This window comes from Vibrio fortis (assembly GCF_024347475.1).
GTDB lineage: Bacteria > Pseudomonadota > Gammaproteobacteria > Enterobacterales > Vibrionaceae > Vibrio > Vibrio fortis.
The window spans coordinates 177,068-196,312 of the sequence record NZ_AP025489.1; the positions used below are offsets into that span (position 1 = coordinate 177,068).

General features: G+C 41.3%; 13 protein-coding genes and 2 pseudogenes. 10 read left to right on the top strand and 5 right to left on the bottom strand.

The window, feature by feature from the left end; translation table 11 throughout:
* Positions 1–57: 57 nt before the first annotated feature.
* Positions 58–939 carry a LysR family transcriptional regulator gene (locus OCV50_RS22660; protein ID WP_239842816.1) on the bottom strand — a complete coding sequence of 294 codons (882 nt, stop codon included), beginning with the start codon at positions 937–939 and terminating at the stop codon, positions 58–60.
* A 182-nt stretch (positions 940–1,121) separates the two neighbouring features.
* Between OCV50_RS22660 and OCV50_RS22665 the strand changes: the two genes are divergently transcribed.
* The 6 genes from OCV50_RS22665 (at position 1,122) to OCV50_RS22690 (ending at position 9,749) form a co-directional block, all read left to right on the top strand.
* Positions 1,122–2,330: an adenosylhomocysteinase gene (locus OCV50_RS22665; protein ID WP_261905264.1), complete on the top strand. Its 1,209-nt coding sequence runs from the start codon at positions 1,122–1,124 to the stop codon at positions 2,328–2,330.
* A gap of 504 nt (positions 2,331–2,834) precedes the next feature.
* Positions 2,835–4,451 (top strand): endonuclease, encoded by a 1,617-nt coding sequence (locus tag OCV50_RS22670; protein ID WP_261905265.1) that lies wholly within the window; start codon positions 2,835–2,837, stop codon positions 4,449–4,451.
* Between the two features lie 463 nt (positions 4,452–4,914).
* Entirely contained in the window at positions 4,915–6,588 is a 1,674-nt protein-coding gene (locus OCV50_RS22675) for an AAA family ATPase (RefSeq protein WP_261905266.1), read from the top strand.
* Positions 6,588–7,481 (top strand): HNH endonuclease, encoded by an 894-nt coding sequence (locus OCV50_RS22680; protein WP_261905267.1) that lies wholly within the window; start codon positions 6,588–6,590, stop codon positions 7,479–7,481. The genes OCV50_RS22675 and OCV50_RS22680 overlap by 1 nt, the downstream gene beginning before the upstream one ends.
* 758 nt (positions 7,482–8,239) lie before the next feature.
* Positions 8,240–8,515: a helix-turn-helix domain-containing protein gene (locus tag OCV50_RS22685; protein WP_102282377.1), complete on the top strand. Its 276-nt coding sequence runs from the start codon at positions 8,240–8,242 to the stop codon at positions 8,513–8,515.
* Entirely contained in the window at positions 8,508–9,749 is a 1,242-nt protein-coding gene (locus OCV50_RS22690; RefSeq protein ID WP_261905268.1) for a type II toxin-antitoxin system HipA family toxin, read from the top strand. The genes OCV50_RS22685 and OCV50_RS22690 overlap by 8 nt, the downstream gene beginning before the upstream one ends.
* 298 nt (positions 9,750–10,047) lie before the next feature.
* Here OCV50_RS22690 and OCV50_RS22695 read toward each other — a convergent pair whose 3' ends face one another.
* Positions 10,048–10,947 (bottom strand): LysR family transcriptional regulator, encoded by a 900-nt coding sequence (locus OCV50_RS22695; protein WP_261905269.1) that lies wholly within the window; start codon positions 10,945–10,947, stop codon positions 10,048–10,050.
* Between the two features lie 105 nt (positions 10,948–11,052).
* On the opposite strand from OCV50_RS22695, the gene OCV50_RS22700 reads away from it, so the two are divergent.
* The 3 genes and pseudogenes from OCV50_RS22700 to OCV50_RS22710 all read left to right on the top strand — a co-directional run.
* A complete protein-coding gene (locus tag OCV50_RS22700) occupies positions 11,053–11,886 on the top strand; it encodes a pirin family protein (RefSeq protein WP_261905270.1) in 834 nt (277 codons plus the stop codon).
* Positions 11,887–11,900: 14 nt separating this feature from the next.
* Positions 11,901–12,494 (top strand): isochorismatase family protein, encoded by a 594-nt coding sequence (locus OCV50_RS22705; RefSeq protein ID WP_261905496.1) that lies wholly within the window; start codon positions 11,901–11,903, stop codon positions 12,492–12,494.
* 526 nt (positions 12,495–13,020) lie between these two features.
* Positions 13,021–13,104 (top strand): annotated as a pseudogene (locus tag OCV50_RS22710) (integrase); the annotation flags it as partial.
* Between the two features lie 167 nt (positions 13,105–13,271).
* Here OCV50_RS22710 and OCV50_RS22715 read toward each other — a convergent pair.
* Positions 13,272–14,041 (bottom strand): annotated as a pseudogene (locus OCV50_RS22715) (AraC family transcriptional regulator).
* Between the two features lie 98 nt (positions 14,042–14,139).
* Between OCV50_RS22715 and OCV50_RS22720 the strand changes: the two are divergent.
* Positions 14,140–14,856, top strand: coding sequence for a type 1 glutamine amidotransferase (locus tag OCV50_RS22720; protein WP_261905271.1), 717 nt, complete (start codon positions 14,140–14,142; stop codon positions 14,854–14,856).
* A gap of 275 nt (positions 14,857–15,131) precedes the next feature.
* Here OCV50_RS22720 and melB read toward each other — a convergent pair whose 3' ends face one another.
* Both melB and OCV50_RS22730 read right to left on the bottom strand, forming a co-directional pair.
* Entirely contained in the window at positions 15,132–16,505 is a 1,374-nt protein-coding gene (gene melB / locus OCV50_RS22725; RefSeq protein WP_261905272.1) for a melibiose:sodium transporter MelB, read from the bottom strand.
* Positions 16,506–16,873: 368 nt separating this feature from the next.
* On the bottom strand, positions 16,874–18,997 hold the full coding sequence (locus tag OCV50_RS22730; RefSeq protein WP_261905273.1) for an alpha-galactosidase: 2,124 nt from the start codon (positions 18,995–18,997) through the stop codon (positions 16,874–16,876).
* Between the last annotated feature and the right edge of the window lie 248 nt (positions 18,998–19,245).

Genomic DNA, 19,245 nt, shown 5'->3' on the forward strand with positions numbered 1-19,245 from the left:
AATAAACGCCCCAATGGTTGGACGCCAACTATTGGGGGCTTTTTATACCCCACTAAACTATTGCAAAACGTGGTCGATAAACGTTCTAACCTTGTGTGATGCAACAACAGAGCTCGGGTAAACAAAATACAATTCAGTTGACCAAGTATAGTCCGTTAATAAGTTCACAAGCTCTTCTCGTTTTAGGTAATCATTAACCAGAAAATCCAGTGCACATGCAACGCCTACTCCACTTTTGGCCATTTCGACTAGCATCGCCTCAGAGTCCGACCGTATCGTTGAATTCAATTCAACAAACTCATGAGACTCATCCGTAAAATTAAATCGCCATTTATCCTTCGTGAGACAACTTCGATAGTTCATACAGCGATGTTTTTTTAAGTCAGACGGGATGGTTGGCGTACCATTTTGTTCTAAGTAACTCTTTGAGGCGACCACTTTGGTACCGATGTCTTTGATCTTTCTACATCGAAAGCTGCTATCCGGCATATCACCGATATGAAAGGCCAAGTCGATTCCATCAGACACGAGATCATCCAATGTATAGCCGTACGTAAATTCAAGTTCTACCTTAGGGTATGCTTGAGCGAACGAACTGATTTTTTGCATGAGGTCTAAATCATGTTCAAGAACGATCGGGAGACGCACCTTAAAAGAGCCACTCAAAGTCTCATTACGTTGATCGATAACATCGTGAGCTTCTTTAATATCATCAAGAATCTTTGAATATCGGTGATAAAGATACTGTCCATGCTCTGTTAAGGATAACGTCCTGGTCGTTCTCTGAATGAGCGTACACTGCAATTCATTCTCTAACTGACGAACTTGCTTGCTGATAACAGATTTGGACAACATCAGCTCATCCGCAGCCTGAGAGAACGAATTGTTCTTCACTACGGTATAAAAGGTAGTGACCAAATTTAAATTCAAGTTTTTCATAGGGGCACCTCAAATAGTCTCTCAATTCTACCCCATTACTACTAAAAGAATTCACAAGTTCCTTTTACATACCTCACGTTATAGTTTCTCTACAAGAACAATCTTTCCACGTAGCTTTGTTTTTCAAAACCTCGATTTCACTCATTCTGTGTCCATACCAATTTTCATTAAAGGATACAGACATGACGAATATCACCCATGACGTAGCAGATTTGGCGCTTGCGCCTGAAGGTACTAAACGAATCGATTGGGCGCGTGCACACATGCCGATTATGCGAAGTCTTATTACGCGCTTAGAAAAAGAACAGCCCTTCAAAGGGTTAACCATCGGCATCTGTCTTCATGTTGAAGCCAAGACTGGCGTATGGATGGAAGCTCTAACAAAAGGTGGAGCCAGAGTTGTTTTAACCGGTTCTCCGGGGTCGACCCAAGACGAAACCGCAGCGGCATTGGTGAAAGATTACGGCGTTCACGTATTCTCTCATCGCAATGAATCGTTTGAAGATCACATGCGCTACTGTGAAAACGTTCTTAGCTTTAATCCAGACATCATTGCTGACAACGGTGCGGACTTACACGAACTTGTGTTTACTCACCCTGAGTTTGAGCACTTGCAAGCCACGTTGCTAGGGGCAACAGAAGAAACGACGACAGGCGCTAACCGCCTCCGTGAAGACTTCAACTCCGATAAGTGGTCGACGTTGATCATCAACGACACCATGTCTAAGCGCATCATTGAAAATCGCTTTGGCGTAGGTTCGTCGGTTGTGGACGGAATAATGCGAGCCACCAACGTTATGCTTCATGGCAAGAAAGTTGTCGTCATTGGCTATGGTTACTGTGGCTCTGGAACCGCACAGCGTCTACGAGGAATGGGAGCTCATGTCACTGTGGTTGAGAACAATTCTCTGACTAAGCTTGAAGCGCACATGGAAGGCTTCTATACCTCAACACTTGAAAAGGCACTGCCTGATGCCGACATGGTTGTCACAATCACAGGTCGTGACGATGTGCTACGCAAAGAGCACTTCGAGCTCATGCGTGACAAAACCATCATCGCAAATGCTGGTCATTTCCAACGAGAAATTAACTTACCTCAACTTAAGTCGATGAGTGAGAGCGTTAATCGTATACGCCCGCACGTCACTGCTTATCAAATAGCCGGTGAAAACAAAGAACTGTTTGTGTTATCAGATGCGAACTTAGTCAACCTATCTGCAGGTGATGGAAATCCAATTGAAATTATGGACTTAGGTCTTGCTCTTCAAACGCTTAGTCTTGAGCGTATCGCGCTGAATGCCAAGTCACTCACCAAAACACCGCAGCCAGTACCCTACGACATCGAAATGATGGTTGCAGAGCTAGCTTGTGAGCACTGGATCAATCACTAACCCTCACTATAAAACGGCAAACTGTTTTAGTTTGCCGTTTTAACCGTTTACTTGGCATAGTCAGCGAGTTGGTGTAGTGAGTTTTAGTATTGTCGCAGTAACTCTCAGTTTTATTGTTAACCAAACAAGCAAAATATAGAGTCAATCGGCCTTGATCAAGCTTGATTAAAATATTGAAAGCGACTGGATTTTTCCGACGGCACTTTCTTAATTTGAAGAGCCCTTTTTCAAGTCAAAAATTCATTTCGCAGTGTGCGATTCGCAGCCTGCGAAATGAGCTTATTTTGAGTTCATTTCAGCTTTCCCCTGACAGCCTAGATGAGTCTTTTTTTCTAAAATCTGGCCTGTGAAATACATTTAATAGGTCAATGTTGCATTGTTCTACATCACATATATTAATAAAAGTGATGACCATTACATTTATTAATGAGATGTATGTCTCTCTTAATGTTTTGATTACTTTCTAAGCTTAGTTGATTTTTATCCAATTAAACAGAAGGTTATATGATAAATAGAATAATAACACTAAGTGGCGTTGCATTACTTTGTTCAGCAAATGCGCATGCACAAATCCAAAATGGAAGTTTCGAAAACTGGGAAGGAAACACACCATCTGGATGGAGTGTAATTGATTCCGGCATTGCGGTTTCCCCCTCTAACGTTCCTGTCACTAACGGCAGTTTCTCTGCGCAAGTAACAGTGAATACAGGCACTCAAAGTAACACCGATTTTCTGCAAACGATAAGTGTTGAACAAGGGAAAACTTATGATTTCTCTGTCGATGTTTACCATACGGAAGGCAACGTGAAAGCTCGCCTTTTTGTTGATGGCTATTTAGGTTACTCAAATAATGGTTTAACGAACCAGTGGCAAGCATTGACTCACTCGTACAGTGCTACAAGCACCAAAGACATTGTTGTGGGCGTACGATTTTATGATGAAGCAGGCTTTGATGGTTCGGAAGTTGTGTACCTAGATAACTTTCAGCCTACGGTCACTCCACCCACTCAAAGCTGTAATGATACCAGCGCCACACTTACGCTAGTGACGGATAACTATGGCTCTGAAACCAGTTGGTCTCTTAAAAACTCAGTTTCTCAAACTCTTTATTCTGGTTCAGACTATCAAAATAACACCACCAATGAAGTGGAAATGTGTTTAGCAAACGGCAGCTATACGTTAGAAGTTAAAGACTCTTATGGCGATGGAATGTGCTGCAATGTGGGCAATGGCTCGTACAGTTTGTCGGTTAATGGAACCATTGTGGCGTCTGGCGGTGATTTCCAATCAAGTCAGAGTACAGAATTTACAGTCGGTGGCTCAACGACACCACCAACTGAACCACCAGTATTAGGCGAGTATTACAAAGACGCTGAAGGCAAAACGGGCTTTGCGTTAAAAACGGCCTTGCATCAAATTATTGATAACCATAGTAGTCAGGGTTACACCGCTATCTGGACATTAGTGTCTGAGGCTGACCTAGACGCATACTATGAGACAGATGGGTCAATTCTCGATATGTATTCAGAGAAGCCTTCAGGTTCGGATTCAATCCAATTCACTAAGGTGACTGATCAATGCGGTCAGTACAGCAAGGAAGGTGATTGTTACAACCGCGAGCACTCTTTCCCGAAAAGCTGGTTTGGTGGAAAAGTGGAGCCAATGAACTCTGACGGTCATCATCTATTTGCTACTGACGGCTACGTTAACTCGAAACGCAGTAACTGGCCATTTGGTGAGGTGGGTAATGCAACATACACGTCAAGCAATGGCTCTAAACTAGGCAGCGCAGCGAGCTCTCTTGGTTATGTGGGTACTGTGTTTGAACCAATTGATGAGTTCAAAGGTGATTTCGCAAGAGCATATTTCTACATGGCAACACGCTATGAAAATGAAATCGCGAGCTGGGAAGGTAACTCTACAAGCTCAAACGCCGTTCTGGATGGAACCAATACCACCGTATTTGAACCTTGGCTACTTACTATGCTTAAGCGTTGGCATTCTATAGATCCAGTAAGCCAAAAAGAAATCGACCGAAACCAAGCGGTACATGATTTCCAAGGAAATCGTAACCCGTTTATTGACCATCCAGAGTTTGTCAGCCAAATCTGGGGGAATTAAACGGTATATAACCGCCGTGACAATGGTTTCATGATAATTGAATTAAGCCCAATCCTTCGTTTGGGCTTTTTTATTGAAAGGCATTAGAGCGCTGATTTCCATACCTTTAGTTATCTATGAATTGCTAATTTAGAGGAATCTTTGACACATTCCTTGTCCAAAAGCTTCATTGATCTGAAATTATACTCGTGGCACTTTCTAACTCAAAAATGCCCCATTGTAATTTATGATATTCGTCCATCGCTCTTTTGTGTATTTAATTTGACCTACTTTTTCAAATTTGTGTAGTGTCCAGGGTGCTGAGGTTTAGCACATCAAAGTCACTTTAGTTCTTCAATGCAAATTCATATAAACCAACAGGTTAAGTGTAATTCTAGGTGCTTATCACTATTAAGAAACCAAATGTTAAGTTAAAATTCATATCAAACGTACCTAGTAGGAAAGTATCGAGCGCTTGTTCATCATGAAGATTTATATTTCAAAAACTTTATCCATTACAGATTATGAAGGTTTTCACTTGGTTCAAGACCACATAGGAACCAACTTTGGAAGCCCTTGGGATGATTTTGGCTACAAAGTAACATTCAAGCTTTATCATGTCTCCAAAGGTAAATTTAATAAAGTAGGAACTTTAAAATTACTGATCGATGGTCAGAAACACACCGCTTCATACTTCTATGAAAAAGGAGAGCAAATATCAAAGAATATCTTTGATGTAACAGAAATGATTGGAGATCTAACAGCAGTTTCTCTCGGTGAAAGTATTGATTACTATCAAAAACTGAGCTTCGTACTTGGAGAAGTACAAGAGAAAGTTGATAACTTATTATCACACCTTCACGATGCGAGTTACCTATATGAAAACATCGCTGAATTTGTCCAATTTGACGGTTACGACGAAACTATAGGTCGTGATGGGGAAACTACTAAATCATTAATAAGAAAGGGGTATCACGTAGCCTTAGGCACTTATGAAACCGAAACTAGGTTTAACCTACAACTTGACGAACCATCAGAAACGATGGATCCAATAGAGTTTAAATTTAATACATCAAAAGAAATTGCAAAAACTAACATAAATCTTCTAATTGGAGAAAATGGAGCAGGTAAAAGCTACGTTCTGAAACGGATAACCGAGGTTATGTCTGGTGTTCATGAAAATAGTCATAGCTGGCCATTTTTTCACAAGCTAATAGTTACAGCATACTCTCCTTTTGAGAGCTTTTATACTAAAACTCAATTGCTCGATATGTTAGACAAAAAACATGAAAAACCGAAAAGAAAAAGAAAATCAAAAGACAGAAGAAACATACAAATAAATAAATATGCTTATATTGGTTTCAAGGATGATAGAAGCAACTTTAATTTAAACTGGCCAAAAGAATCTAGCGTCAAGTCAATAAAGTCAATAATGAAATATGACCGAGAAGAAAATTGGTGGAATGAAGATAATCGACTGAAAACGTTAAAGGATACACTCTCTCTCTGCATGGACTTTGATGACATCGCTGTAAAGCTCATTTCCACTGGTGAGTTTTATAAAGTAAACAGCCAGAAAACAAAATCATTCAATGAAAAAAAAGAAGACTTTGATGAAAAGGAAGGACTATTTTTCCTCAAAAATAATGTTCCAATAAGCTTAAGTTCAGGACAAGAGATTTTCTCATATATGATCCCTTCTCTAGTTGCCGAAATTGAGGATGAAAGTTTAATAATTATCGATGAACCAGAACTATATCTTCATCCTACGCTTGAGGTTGCTTTAATCAATATGTTAAAGAAGCTATTGAGTGAAACTAAGTCTTCCGCCATTATTGCAACTCACTCTCCCCTAATAGCACGAGAAGTCGCGAGGGACGGTATTGTTATACTAAAGAACAATAATGGGTATACAAGAGCTGTCAAACCAGAAATACAAACCTATGGCGAATCACTTGAGATTATCATTGGAGAGACATTCGAAGACTTCCACACCGACAAGCCTTTTCAAAGTGAAATTGATCAATTAAAACAAAAAGAAGGTCTAGATAACATTGACTCAATGTTATCAAAATATTCGACAAAAATTGGAGATGAAGCTTTAGCCTACTTATCTGCTTCAGAAGTCGATGACGATATAGATTTCGAGGTGAGATAATGAAATATCTAGGTCATACCAGAGTTAAGAAAAAGTCACATAAAGAGTGGTTATCACACGCAACATCCTCAAAAAAGAAAAATGTAGATGATTTAAAGGACATAGAAGATCAACTAATCGATGTTTATAAAAACTATGATGGAATCGTAAACAGTCACTCAAAGATAATACATAAATCTCGATTCCAAAAAAGCTCTGATGTCCTAAAAGACTTTTACAATAAACCACCTGCCGATTTAAAAAAGGAGCTGTTAAAGAGAAGGAATGAACATGGATTAAGTGAATGTCCATTTTGTGGAAATCCCGTTTCACCGAACACTTTAGATCACTTCATACCAAAAAGTGATTGGCCGGAGTTTGCTATCTTCCCAAACAACTTAGTTCCTCAATGCCGAGATTGTGCACCTATTAAAGGAGATGACTACTTTGATGACACTGAAAATCTAGCGATATTTCATAGCCCTATGTATCACAAGGCTTTATCAGAAGTAACGTTCTCGATAGAGGTTGAATTTGACCAAGCCACAAGAGCAATCAGTGTAACACCAAAGATTTGGCTAACTCATGACATAAACTCTTGTGCTGTATCCGTAAAGAGGTTGACACTTCATTTTAGAGGTTTACAAGTAAAGAAACGAATTATTGCATACAGCAATCGAATGATAAGACATTGGAAAAGCCTTCTAAGAAAAAATAACTTTGATATATCGGATGCTCTTACAACTCGTATAAATGAAAGAGCACCCAATGATCAAGATAAAAACTGGGAGACTGCACTCTATAAAGGGATTCTTAATAATCAGGATCTTGTTAACTATTTAGAAAGCTTGACTCCTACTGTGAAAGCGGAAGCAAAAAAAAACAAAGTTCCAATGCATGAACTGGAACTTTGACTTGAAGTACCTAAAAAGGAGAACCTAACTTGCGTTCTCCTATTGATGTGTGATGAAGGCTGAGATTCGTAGGTTTGCACCTTAGCGTGTAAATCATTGGTCTAGTTTTAAGCTAGACCATTTTCATATCTAGATGCGCTTAGGTGTGCGATACAGGTTACTCGCTTGATGGCAGAGATCTCCAAGCAATGAGATTATTCTGTAGTCTATTTGATATACTTGAACTAATCCATGATTCACTAAATCAGCAAAACCACTAACCCATTTCTGTCCAAAAGTGAGTTAGGACTTCAAGTTTAATTCTTCTCTAATATTCTCAGTCTCTTACCCAAAACAACCCCCATTGTCCCCAAAGGTTTTTGGGTGGAGGAATGGGCCTGGCTAAGAAGCTTTTGCCCCAAACTGCGTTGAAGTAGAGGCTCTACTATTATTGATAACCTGTCTTTTCTCATATCGAATCTATTGCCATCACAGCTAGTTGAGTGACCTGAATGTAAAGCAAGGTGTGCTCTTGTGAAACAGCGAATGGATGCATAAAGCCTTGCTTTTTACTCTGCTATAATGGTAGCAAATAATACCCCAAATAACCCTAATTTGTCATTATAGTAGCAATAATAGCCTATCCACAGTGATGGGCTTTTTTGTCATTCGTGTTAATGCAGTAATGATGACCATCACCATATTTTTGCTACAATAATAGCAACTATTCCGCAATTGGCGTTATAATTGATACCATAATATCAATTTATGAGGAATGTATGTTATCTCTTTATACCGCTTATGATTTGCAGATGGAACTCAAAGAGTTTATCAAGTCTGCTCGGAAAAAAGATAAACTCAGTGTTCAGAAGATGGCTGATCTCTCTGGCGTACCTTACGCGACGATCCGAAAGTTTGAGTCATCTGGCAACATCTCATTGCGTCAGTTCCTCATGCTTTATGAGACAGTCGGTGACTTGAAAAAAGTGAAAGAGCTGACAAAGTCGTCTGAACCTGAATTTAAATCCATAGAGGATGTGCTTCGACATGCTTAACTCAGCCCTAACCGTAAAACGAACGCTTAGCACAGGTGAAAAGGTAGTTGTCGGCAAGCTAGCTGAAAATAGTAAGCAAAGCTTCTTTCAATTTGATGAGGCTTATTTAGGCGCTCACTCAACCTCTCTGGCTCCGTTCAATTTAAAGGCTGATACAAGCCTACAAGTTGCGCCTAGAGAGCCGCATTACGGCATTCATGGGGTATTTGGAGATAGCCTCCCTGATGGTTGGGGCCTTTATCTCATGGATCGTGTATTTAGACAGAACGATCATAACCCCAAGGAAGTTACCGCCCTAGAGCGATTGGCTTATTTGGGTGACAGATGCATGGGTGCGTTGAGCTATGAGCCTGAATTAGATTTACTTGATGAGTCCAAGGAGTCGATTGATATCATTACCCTTGGCCGAGCTGCGATTGAAGAGTTTGAAGGCACCGAGTCTGCTTTGCTTGAACACTTGATGAATACTGGTGGTTCGGGTGGTACTAGGCCAAAAATGAACGTTACACGTTTATTGAATGGGCAATATTCAACATTAGATGACGCACTAGGAACAAAGCTTATCGTAAAACTGACATCTGAAAAGTTTGACTTGAAGCACTCTGAATCATTAGTCGAATATTGCTATATGCAGATGGCCCGTAATGTCGGAATTGAGGTTCCAGACTTTGATTTAATTGATGCGGGTAATGGACGATTTTGGCTAGAGCAGGAACGATTTGATTGCACCGAGCAAGGCGGTCGAATCCATATGATTTCTGCGTGTGGGTTGTTAGATACACCGTTTCGAGAGCCTTCTTTGGACTATGTAGATTTAGTTAAAGCTACGCGCATCATGTGTAGTGTCACTGAGTCTCAGAAGCTCATTAAGCGCTGCATGTTTAATTACCTAACGGTTAACCAAGATGATCACAGTAAGAACTTCAGTTTCCTTGCCAGTGACGCCGATAACTGGACGCTATCGCCTTTCTACGACATTGTTTACAGCCCTAACCCTTACAAAGAGCATATGACGGCATTTGGTGGTAATGGCCGAACGCCAAAGAATGCACTAGACCAGTTAGCTGCTCAGGCGGGGTTGTCATCAAAGAAAGCGATTATGGTTATGGCTGAGGAAATATTTGAAACAACACGCTCGTTTAGTCTTGAGGCCAAACACCTGGGCTTGTCACCTAACCTAATCAAGGAGATTGATAAGGATATGGTAGAGAAATTTCAGGCGCTGCAAGTGTAGGTTAAATCAAATTCGCCATGACGTTGTAGATGATTTGAGGGTTTTACAGTAGCTGAGGTTATTCGAGTTAATCTGTAATATAAAGTTCGCAACGCGTGCAGAAGCTAGCCCAGTCGATACCTTAAGAGCAGGAGGTCATTGGGTTAGTTTTAACTTGGACTCAGTAAGACTATTGCCCTCAAGTTGTTCACTAGCAGACGAATGACTCAAAAGAATGAAAAGCTGACGTTGATAAAATATTAACGCCGTAATGAGTAGAAGACTTATGCACACTCCCAATTGATAGAGAGTAAATTAATTATAAGCACCACAGAGACCTAGGGCTGGCCTTTTTGATGACATGGTCAATGAAAAGTCTAGTTGGTTTGGTCATGTATTTGTGGGATTGATAGATGATAAACATATTTGACTGTGGCGTATCATAGTCAGTCAAAACTTGTACGAGTTTGCCGCTTTCAAGATGACTCTTAACTAATGCAATAGGCACGTAAGCAACACCTAACCCACTCAGAGCAGATTCGATAATCAAGTGCATACTTGATGCTGCATACCTCCCAGCAACTTTAACTTGGTAGGCTTTTTCTTGCTTCATAAAATGCCATTCATTAGAAAGTTGTGATTTCCCCATAATAAGACAGTTGAGCTTTGCCAAATCATCGGGGACTTTTATTTTTCCTGCTGTACTCAAGAACTCTGGGCTTGCACAGCACACGCTATATTTTGGCCCTATTCGCCTTGCAATTAAAGAAGAGTCTTTCAAATGACCTGAGCGAAACGCGACATCAATTCTATCTTCCACCATATTTACATAGCTATCAGAAGTATCCAACTCAATGCTAATTTCTGGATATTTCTTTAAAAACTCAGCAATCCAAGGCTGAGCATATTGCATGGCAAAGTCAAAAGGCGATGAAATGCGAACCTTTCCCTTAGGCTCGGATTGTGCCTGCATAATCAATTCGTTTGCTTGCTCAAGCGCTACAAGGTGCTGCTGACACAAATGAAAATAGTGCTTACCTTCTTCCGTCAATGATAACTTTCGTGTGCTTCGATGAAGTAGCTTTACTCCTAGGCTAGCTTCCAATTGAACGACCTTTCGACTGACCGTAGTTGAAGGCATAGCTAATAAACTGCTTGCTCCCGCAAAGCTACCTGCTTCGACAACGCTTATAAAGACCTTGATATCATTAAGGTTCATAAATTACCTACAAAAATGGGATTAACAAACCCGAATAAACCATCTAATAAAATAATAAGTCTTGCAATAACCTTTATCAACAGGATTTGAAGCGGATAAAACGTGATGACAAGACAAATTAAAAAAATTAGAAATGGCAGAAAGCATGGTCCAGTTAGTAGCTTTGTTTCGGCAACTAATATAGAGGAGCTTAACCCTTTTGTATTGTGGGACCACTTTTATTTGCCTCAAGTGGAAGGTACAGCAGGGTTCAACTTTCACGGTCACTCAGGCGTTGCCACCATTAGCTACCCTCAAATTGGTGATATAGCGCACGAAGATACAGGTGGGCACACTGGACTACTAAAAGCTGGAGGCATTCAAATCATGTCTTCAGGCGCAGGAGTTTTGCACAAAGAAACCGTGCTTCCTGATAAAAAACATGCCGATGCTTTCCAGCTTTGGGTTGCACTACCTGAAAAAGACTTGGAAATGGGTCCTGTGACCTATTCTACATTACAAGAGCAAGACATTCCTGTCGTCGAAGTTAATGGTGCCAACGTCAAAATCCTTGTCGGAGAGTATCACGGACAGAAAAGTGCTGCTCAACCACCAGTTGATATGTCGTACTTTCACATCAACCTAAAGGCCGATAGTACATGGTCTCATTCTAGCCAAGCATCACACTCCACAGCATTTATTTATGTCAGGAAGGGAGTGATAAAAACTGGTGGAGTTCGCTTAGAGCCAGGTGAACTTGGTATCTATGAAAACCAATCTGAACTTATATCTGTTAACGCACTACACCAAGATGCTGATTTCATAGTGGTAACAGGTATGCCATTAAAGCAACAGCTCATCAGTAATGGTGCGTCAGTACACAGCAGCAATTCAAATTTAATCGCAGGTGTTCAAAAGATAAGACAGCTGCGCGCACACGGCATTCGCCAAATATCTTAATAGAGAGGTCAATGATGAAAACTACAACTTTTACACCAGAAAACTCAGTGATGTTACTAATCGATCATCAGGTCGGGACAATGGGCTGGGTTGGCTCATTAGAACTAGATGAGATTAAGAAAAATACGGTTGCGTTAGCACGTGCAGCAAAAGAAACGGGTATGCCATTAATACTTACTTCTAGCATGGAAGACCAAGCGCAAGGGCCCCTTTTTGATGAGTTGATACAAGCCGTACCTGAAGCCTATGAAAACCGAATCCTTAGAGCTGGTGTAGTGGATAGCATGAAAGATGAAAATTTTGCCGCTGCTGTTAAAGAGACTGGTCGCAAAAATATTATTATCGCGGGTATCACAACAGATGTATGTGTTGTTTACCCTGCGATAACAGCTATTAGCGAAGGCTACAATGTACAAGTTGTTGTAGATGGCTCTGGCTCTCCAACAACAATTGCAGATGAAACGGCATTAAGACGCATGGAAAGCCATGGTGTTACATTGACTTCTACAAACCAGCTCATTGCGGAATTGGCACAAGATTGGAGCAGTGAAAACGGTGGAAAATTAATTCAGGTTTTATTTGAAGAAATTCTTTCTAAATTGCACTAAGAGCATAGGTGTTGAGATAACTGTTTTGCATCTCAGCACCTTTTATTTACAGGAAAAATGAATGCACACATTTACTCCCAATAAGCACATATTAGCCATTGCTACTTACTTTTCCTTATTACCTTTAGTGTATTTTTTACCAAAGCTATTAGCCCCATATTTGCCAGAAAGTGAATTACCAAGACTAATGGTGCTCCTTGCGATCATAGTGCCAATAACCTCTTATCTAATATTACCAAGTGTTGTTAGAGGCTTAAGGCACTTGAAGTCATGAAATTAAGTGAAATAGCAATGCAATTCATAAATATATTCGAATTAAACAAAACACTTACATTCAACGGCTACTTTTGTACAGAGCATTATGACCTTTTGGCGTTAACTGAAGTAGCATAGCCTTTTGGTGGGATGGGTTAGCTAATGTTTCTAACATACCGTCATCGATAGCTGTTTGCAGGTTCTCTGAACACTTTGACGTGTGATCCCCATTTGACGTGCAACTTCAGCTTGTGTGAGAAGCTCATTAACAAGAGCGATACAGATTTTATTAGTGCACTCGAATCTAGATAACACCATGCGCTACCTTGGAGTGGACCTGGAAGACGCTCACTAGACTGCCTATACGTACTGATACAGGTTTTTCTCCTGAAAAACCTATGCCCCAAAACTGCGTTAGAATTTTTATTAAACAACTTTATGCTGGTGGCATATGACTTACCAAACGTTAGACAACAGATACATAACCACTCCGATTCGTAAATCAACGAATGTACATGTGTGCTATAGGTTCATCGTTCGGTACTTTCTTGGTGTCTGATTAAACAATTTCTTAAAAGCCTGTACGTAAGCGGAATCGGATGCATATCCCGACTCGATAGCAACTTCCTGAATGCTCCTTTTCGAGCTTAACAACTGCAAAGATAAAACTAGCCTTATGTTCTGTCTCCACTGTGCAAAAGATTGAGAAAACTCTTTCGAGCACAGTCTAGACAACGTGCGCTCAGACGCACTACTTTATTTGCCCATTCTTTTAGTGTAAACGACAAATCAGGCTGCTTTTTAAGCTGTACAAAAATAGAGAAAAGACGCTTATCGGTTGGGATAAGCAGAGGTATTTCATAACTTTCTGCTACTTGGATTTGATCTCGCAATACCATTAACAAATGCGTGATATTGGACTCAGATTGAGAATGTGTATTACTTTCAAACAGGATGAGTATCAACTCTTTGACGAAAGAACTTACCTGGCAGGATTTAGGTTGGTCTCCATACAGAATATTTTTGCTTGGGTTGAGGTAAATCGCCAAAAATTGTGTGTCTGTGATAGCAACGGATTTATGAAGTGTATTGGCAGGTATATAGAGCATGCCATTATGAGGAACTATTCCGCTTTTATCACCAATGTCTGATTGTAACAATCCTTGGCGTGGAAACACTATTTGATGCCATGGATGTGAGTGGAAATCATCAATATAACCAGAGGCCATTTTAGTTGTTCTAGTTATGAATTGTTTATCAGGATGGTCTCTGATTATGTCGTTAGCTTGCATGATTGGCGACTTATCTACATTAGGTGACCTTTAGTATAAAATACGCCACTTAGATTTGGTATAACATTGCCAATCTATTGTTAGGTAAAGGGTTAAAGATGCGTATCCATTTCATTATTCATGAACATTTTGAAGCTCCTGGAGCTTATGAAACTTGGGCGAAGAAACATCGTCATACCATTACATATTCGCGAGTTTATCTAGGTGAACCTCTCCCCAAATGTACTGAAGACATTGATTTTCTGATTGTTATGGGTGGCCCCCAAGATCCTGTGACCACTATCGAACAATGCCCTCACTTCGATACCAAAGGTGAGCAGGCAGTAATTGCACAAGCGATTTATGAAAGCAAAGTCGTACTTGGTATCTGTTTGGGATCCCAACTTATTGGAGAAGCTTTAGGTGCTCGTTATGAACACAGCCCTGAACGTGAAATTGGTAAGTTCCCCATAACGCTGACCAAAGATGGTATTACCCATCCACTGTTTGACCATTTTGGCACAGTACTGGAAGTAGGACATTGGCACAACGATATGCCGGGACTGACTCCCGATGCAAAAATCATTGCGTTCAGTGAAGGCTGTCCTCGACAAATCGTCGCTTATAACGATTTGGTGTTTGGTTTTCAGTGCCATATGGAGTTGACTAAAGAAGTCGTAGCGCTGCTTATCGAAAATACTGATCTCAGTGAGGCCAAAGATTATCGTTTTGTTCAGAACCCCGAAGTATTACTGAGTCATAACTGTGATGAGATGAACGAAAAGCTGCATGGCTTTTTAGATAAGTTGGAAAGCTTCTATAAATCAAAAAACTAAGTGGTAGTAAAGTGTCTTATGAAAATTTGGTTATCAAGAAACAATTATTACTAACAATAAGATATTCTTACCCCTATAACGAACGCTAAAGCTGTTTTAAATATGAGAAGTAGTCCACCTTCTTCATCTCATTTAGGAAAACAGCTAACATAGAAATATCCAAAAACAAGTTTCACTGTTTATTACTCAAATCCTCCAAATACACAAAAACCAGCCTTATTATTAGGCTGGTTTTCTTTATCAATAAGGCCAGTCGCCTCTATCGGTTACAGATCTTACGCTTGCGCGACAACTTGTTCGCCCTGCTCTACTTGGTCTGCATCATCTTTATTGAAACCTTCATGCAGACGGTAGTAGCGTTGATAGATAAGGCCACTGATGGTCATCATAATTGCTGGCAGACCAATCATCATAAACTCTAGCCCCATGATTGTGCTTGCAGATTGCTCTACGTTTGGCACGTAACCGACTACAGATAGACCAACACCGACAATGAAACCGCCCGCTGCACCTGCGAACTTAACAAGCATGGTTTGTACAGAGAAGATAACACTTTCGCTGCGGCGACCCGTCTTATGTTCACCGTAGTCTACAACGTCAGCTAACATTACGGTTTGCAGTGCGTTTGCGATACCGACACCGAATTTGATTGCTGCACCAGCCATACCGATCATGATTGCGTTTGCTGGTGCGATAAAGCCCATAACTAATAGAAGTACACAAGACAGAACTGGGAAGCCACAAGCGATAGGCCATAAAAGTTTACGAGGTAGGAATGCCGCAATACGTGGGAACAAGAATACACCTGCCACTTCAGCAGCGCCTGCAACAGCCATGTAAACAGGGAATAGTTCCGCGTTACCCAGTGCGTAAGAGAAGTAATAGATTGCGAAGCCACCAACAAGTAAGTTAGCGATTTGGAACGACAGAACCGTACCGATCAGCGCTTTAAGCTGGTCGTTCTTACCAATGATGGTTAGCACGTCTTTGAAGCTGAATTTCTCTGCTGGTTTTGCGTTCGCTGGTGCCGCTTTTTCTTTAACGTTACGCGCAATCAAGAATGCGCTCATCACGAACAGAACCGCAATCAACATTGCTACATTGAAGAAGCCGTCACCTTGGTTACCGTTACCAAGTTCACCAACGATGTGCAGGCCGTAAGTACCTGTGATAAACCATGCAAGGCTGGCAAATAGGCGTGGCCACACGACTAGCTTTTCACGTTCTTGACGCTCGCTAGACAGCGCAGGAATCATTGACCAGTATGGAATATCCATAATCGTATAGGTAAGACCCCATAGGATATAAGCTGCCGCTGCGTAGATGTACAGAGTCGTGCCTTCAAACATGTGCGTGCTGAAAAGGCCGACCAACACAATAGCATTAAGCATTGTACCAATCACAATCCAAGGGCGGAATTTACCGAATTTTGAGCGCGTGTTATCAACGATCACACCCATCATTGGGTCGGTCACTGCATCAATGATACGTGCCGCTAAAAAGATGGTACCCACGAAAGCAGCAGACAAACCTGCCACGTCAGTGAAGTAAAACATTAAGAAGATATAGATAGGCGCGCAGGCAAAATCTTTACCGAGCGCACCAAGACCGTAGGACAGTTTGGTTTGTAGCGTAATTTTATCAGACATAATCGTTCCTTTAATGTCGTACTATTACTCATTCCCCTAACAAGAATGGATAACGTCGACGTTTTATTATTTATATTTCGACGGTAATGCTACTCATAGACTTGCTGTCTTACTGTGATCAAATACGCCCTTATGGAAACGTTTCCAGTAAAGTTTTGAAAATGAGACTCTGAGCACAAATGATCTTTCACTAGCAAAAAAACAAAAGTTTTTCCCTTACATTTCAAAACCATAAGACCAATTGATAATAATAACAATTATCATTAAATTATTACAAACAAACGAAGAAAGCCACACAAATTTTAAACTTGTGCGGCGTTTTTCCAGGATCAGGGTAGGATTAATGAGCTAAGTGCGCTCTATCTTTGTTATGACGTTTTAATGCGTTGAAATTTAACTAACATGGCGCTTTCAGCATCGAGTATAGGCATAGTTAAACCTATTTCGGCACACCACTCGCCCGATAACTCGCAACCAGATTCAGTCCAAGGGGGTTGGTAATTCACAATGTCATCGTAATTTGATGGTTTATCCAACACCGATACTTGATAGATCCCGTCTGGGTCAAGACCTGGGATCCGTAGGTGGCCACTGAGCGAGTTAGTCGGCATCGCTAACTGAGCAATCATAACCACCGCCTCAGATTGGTCTTCAGATACCACAGCATGTATCTGATGGGCACAGTCATCCGTCGGCACACGCCAGGTTTTTCCGCTGTGCAGTAATGGACGCAATATTTTGTGTAGCTTGATGTAGTGCTCAAAGCCCTGCTTCTCGGCTTGTTCTTCTTTGACGGGATCAAGCTCAATCCCCATATGACCGAACAGTGCAGTAAGCCCGCGAAACTCGATACTGTGACGACGGCGTGTACTGTGACAATGGCTTGCTCCTATATGGCTCCCCATCACTTCTGGTGGGAAAAAGTAGCTCATACCACGCTGAATCGTTTGGCGCTCTAAAGCATCGTTATTGTCTGAGGCCCAGAATCGATGAGTACGTTTAAGCACTTCATAATCGATACGACCACCACCCGCCGCACAAGATTCAATCTCGACATTCGGGTGTTTGGCTCGCACTTTATCAACGAGCGCATAATATCGTTGAGTCTGATTGTAAGCAGCGGCCTGACCAAGGTGTGCTGGCTGAACGACTTCACGGTTCATATCCCACTTGATGTAAGCGATATTGTAAGTCGAGAGGAAATGATCCAATCGCTCAAACAAGAAGTTAAACGCATCATCGTTTTGTAGATTAATCACATATTGGTTGCGGCCTGTTGGTTGCTCGTAGCCATCTACAGCCAACAACCAGTCAGGGTGAGAGCGAAATAGATCAGAATCTTTATTGATCATTTCTGGCTCAAACCACAACCCAAACTCCATCCCCAACTTATTTACGTGCTCCACAATCGGGCGTAAGCCATTTGGGTATTTAGTTTCACATAGGAACCAATCCCCTAGCCCTGCTTTGTCACCGTCGCGCCCTTTAAACCAACCATCATCGATAATAAAACGTTCAACGCCCATTTCGGCGGATTGCGTCGCCATAGACATGATGTATTCTGGATCGTGATCGAAGTAGATGCCTTCCCAAGTATTAAGGTGGATAGGACGCGGCTTGTCAGCGAAACTTGCTGGTAAAATAGTCTCGCGAACATGAGCATGGAAATGGTGACTCATGGCATTCAAACCTGTGTTGCTGTAGCTTGCGTACAACCAAGGGGTGGTCAGGCTTTCACCCTCTTCCAACGCGATCTCTCCCGGCAGATAAATAACCTCTGCTTGCATGTATCTACGACCATCCGCTTTCACATCGACACGCAGCCTGTGATTACCGCTCCAAGCGAAATGGAAGCCCCATACATCACCTTTCATCTCATCGAAGTGCGCAGTGCCGACAACCAACGCGGGATAGTGCTCATGAGATGTTCGGCCGCGACGATTTTCTTGTTGATAGCCACCTTGATGTAATGGCTGACGCACAGTTTGAAATTCATGGACCCAGCGACCATAGTAAGTCATCAATTCATTAGCACGGGCTGGTAAAGGTAAAGTATTCGCAAGACGGCTTACCTGATAAACACTGGTTTTAGTATTAGTGAGCGTATGACGAGTCTTTAACACATCATTGGCATCTAAAATCAGCTCAGTTCGAAGACGAAGACCCGCTTTAGTATCTTCACTCTCGACCACCACACCATTTTCATTCTCTTCAACATGACGGATAACAAATACCGGAGCCCAATCTTGGCCATTACGATGACCTTCAACACCGGGACTACTAAACACACCTCGGCCAAGCTCGGGATTTAGCGTCATGGCGACATCATTATCTAATCGCCCATAAGGCACGGGCCGATGCAAAGCGCGGCGATACTCTTTGTAATCACCACTTACCTTCTTACCCCAATGCAGGATCTCGGCATAGTCGCCAAGCTCTACGATTAGCTGCGTTTGCTTACCTGTCAGTTCAACCAGTGTTTTGTCCGTCATCTTGTCTTACCTTGAAACTGGAAATTACGTCGCATCATAATGAAATCTTAGAAAGAATCTGTGACCAACCCCTAATCATGAAAACGTTTCCATTGAAATAATTCCAAGTCATAGACGAGCTAGATAGTAAAAGCCGCTTCTTATATTACGTAACAATTTATAGGAAAGGTTACCTGCTTATTTCTTCAAAGGTACCAATATCTTCAATACCAACGACAATTTCCCCACCATGTAAAAATATTATTTAT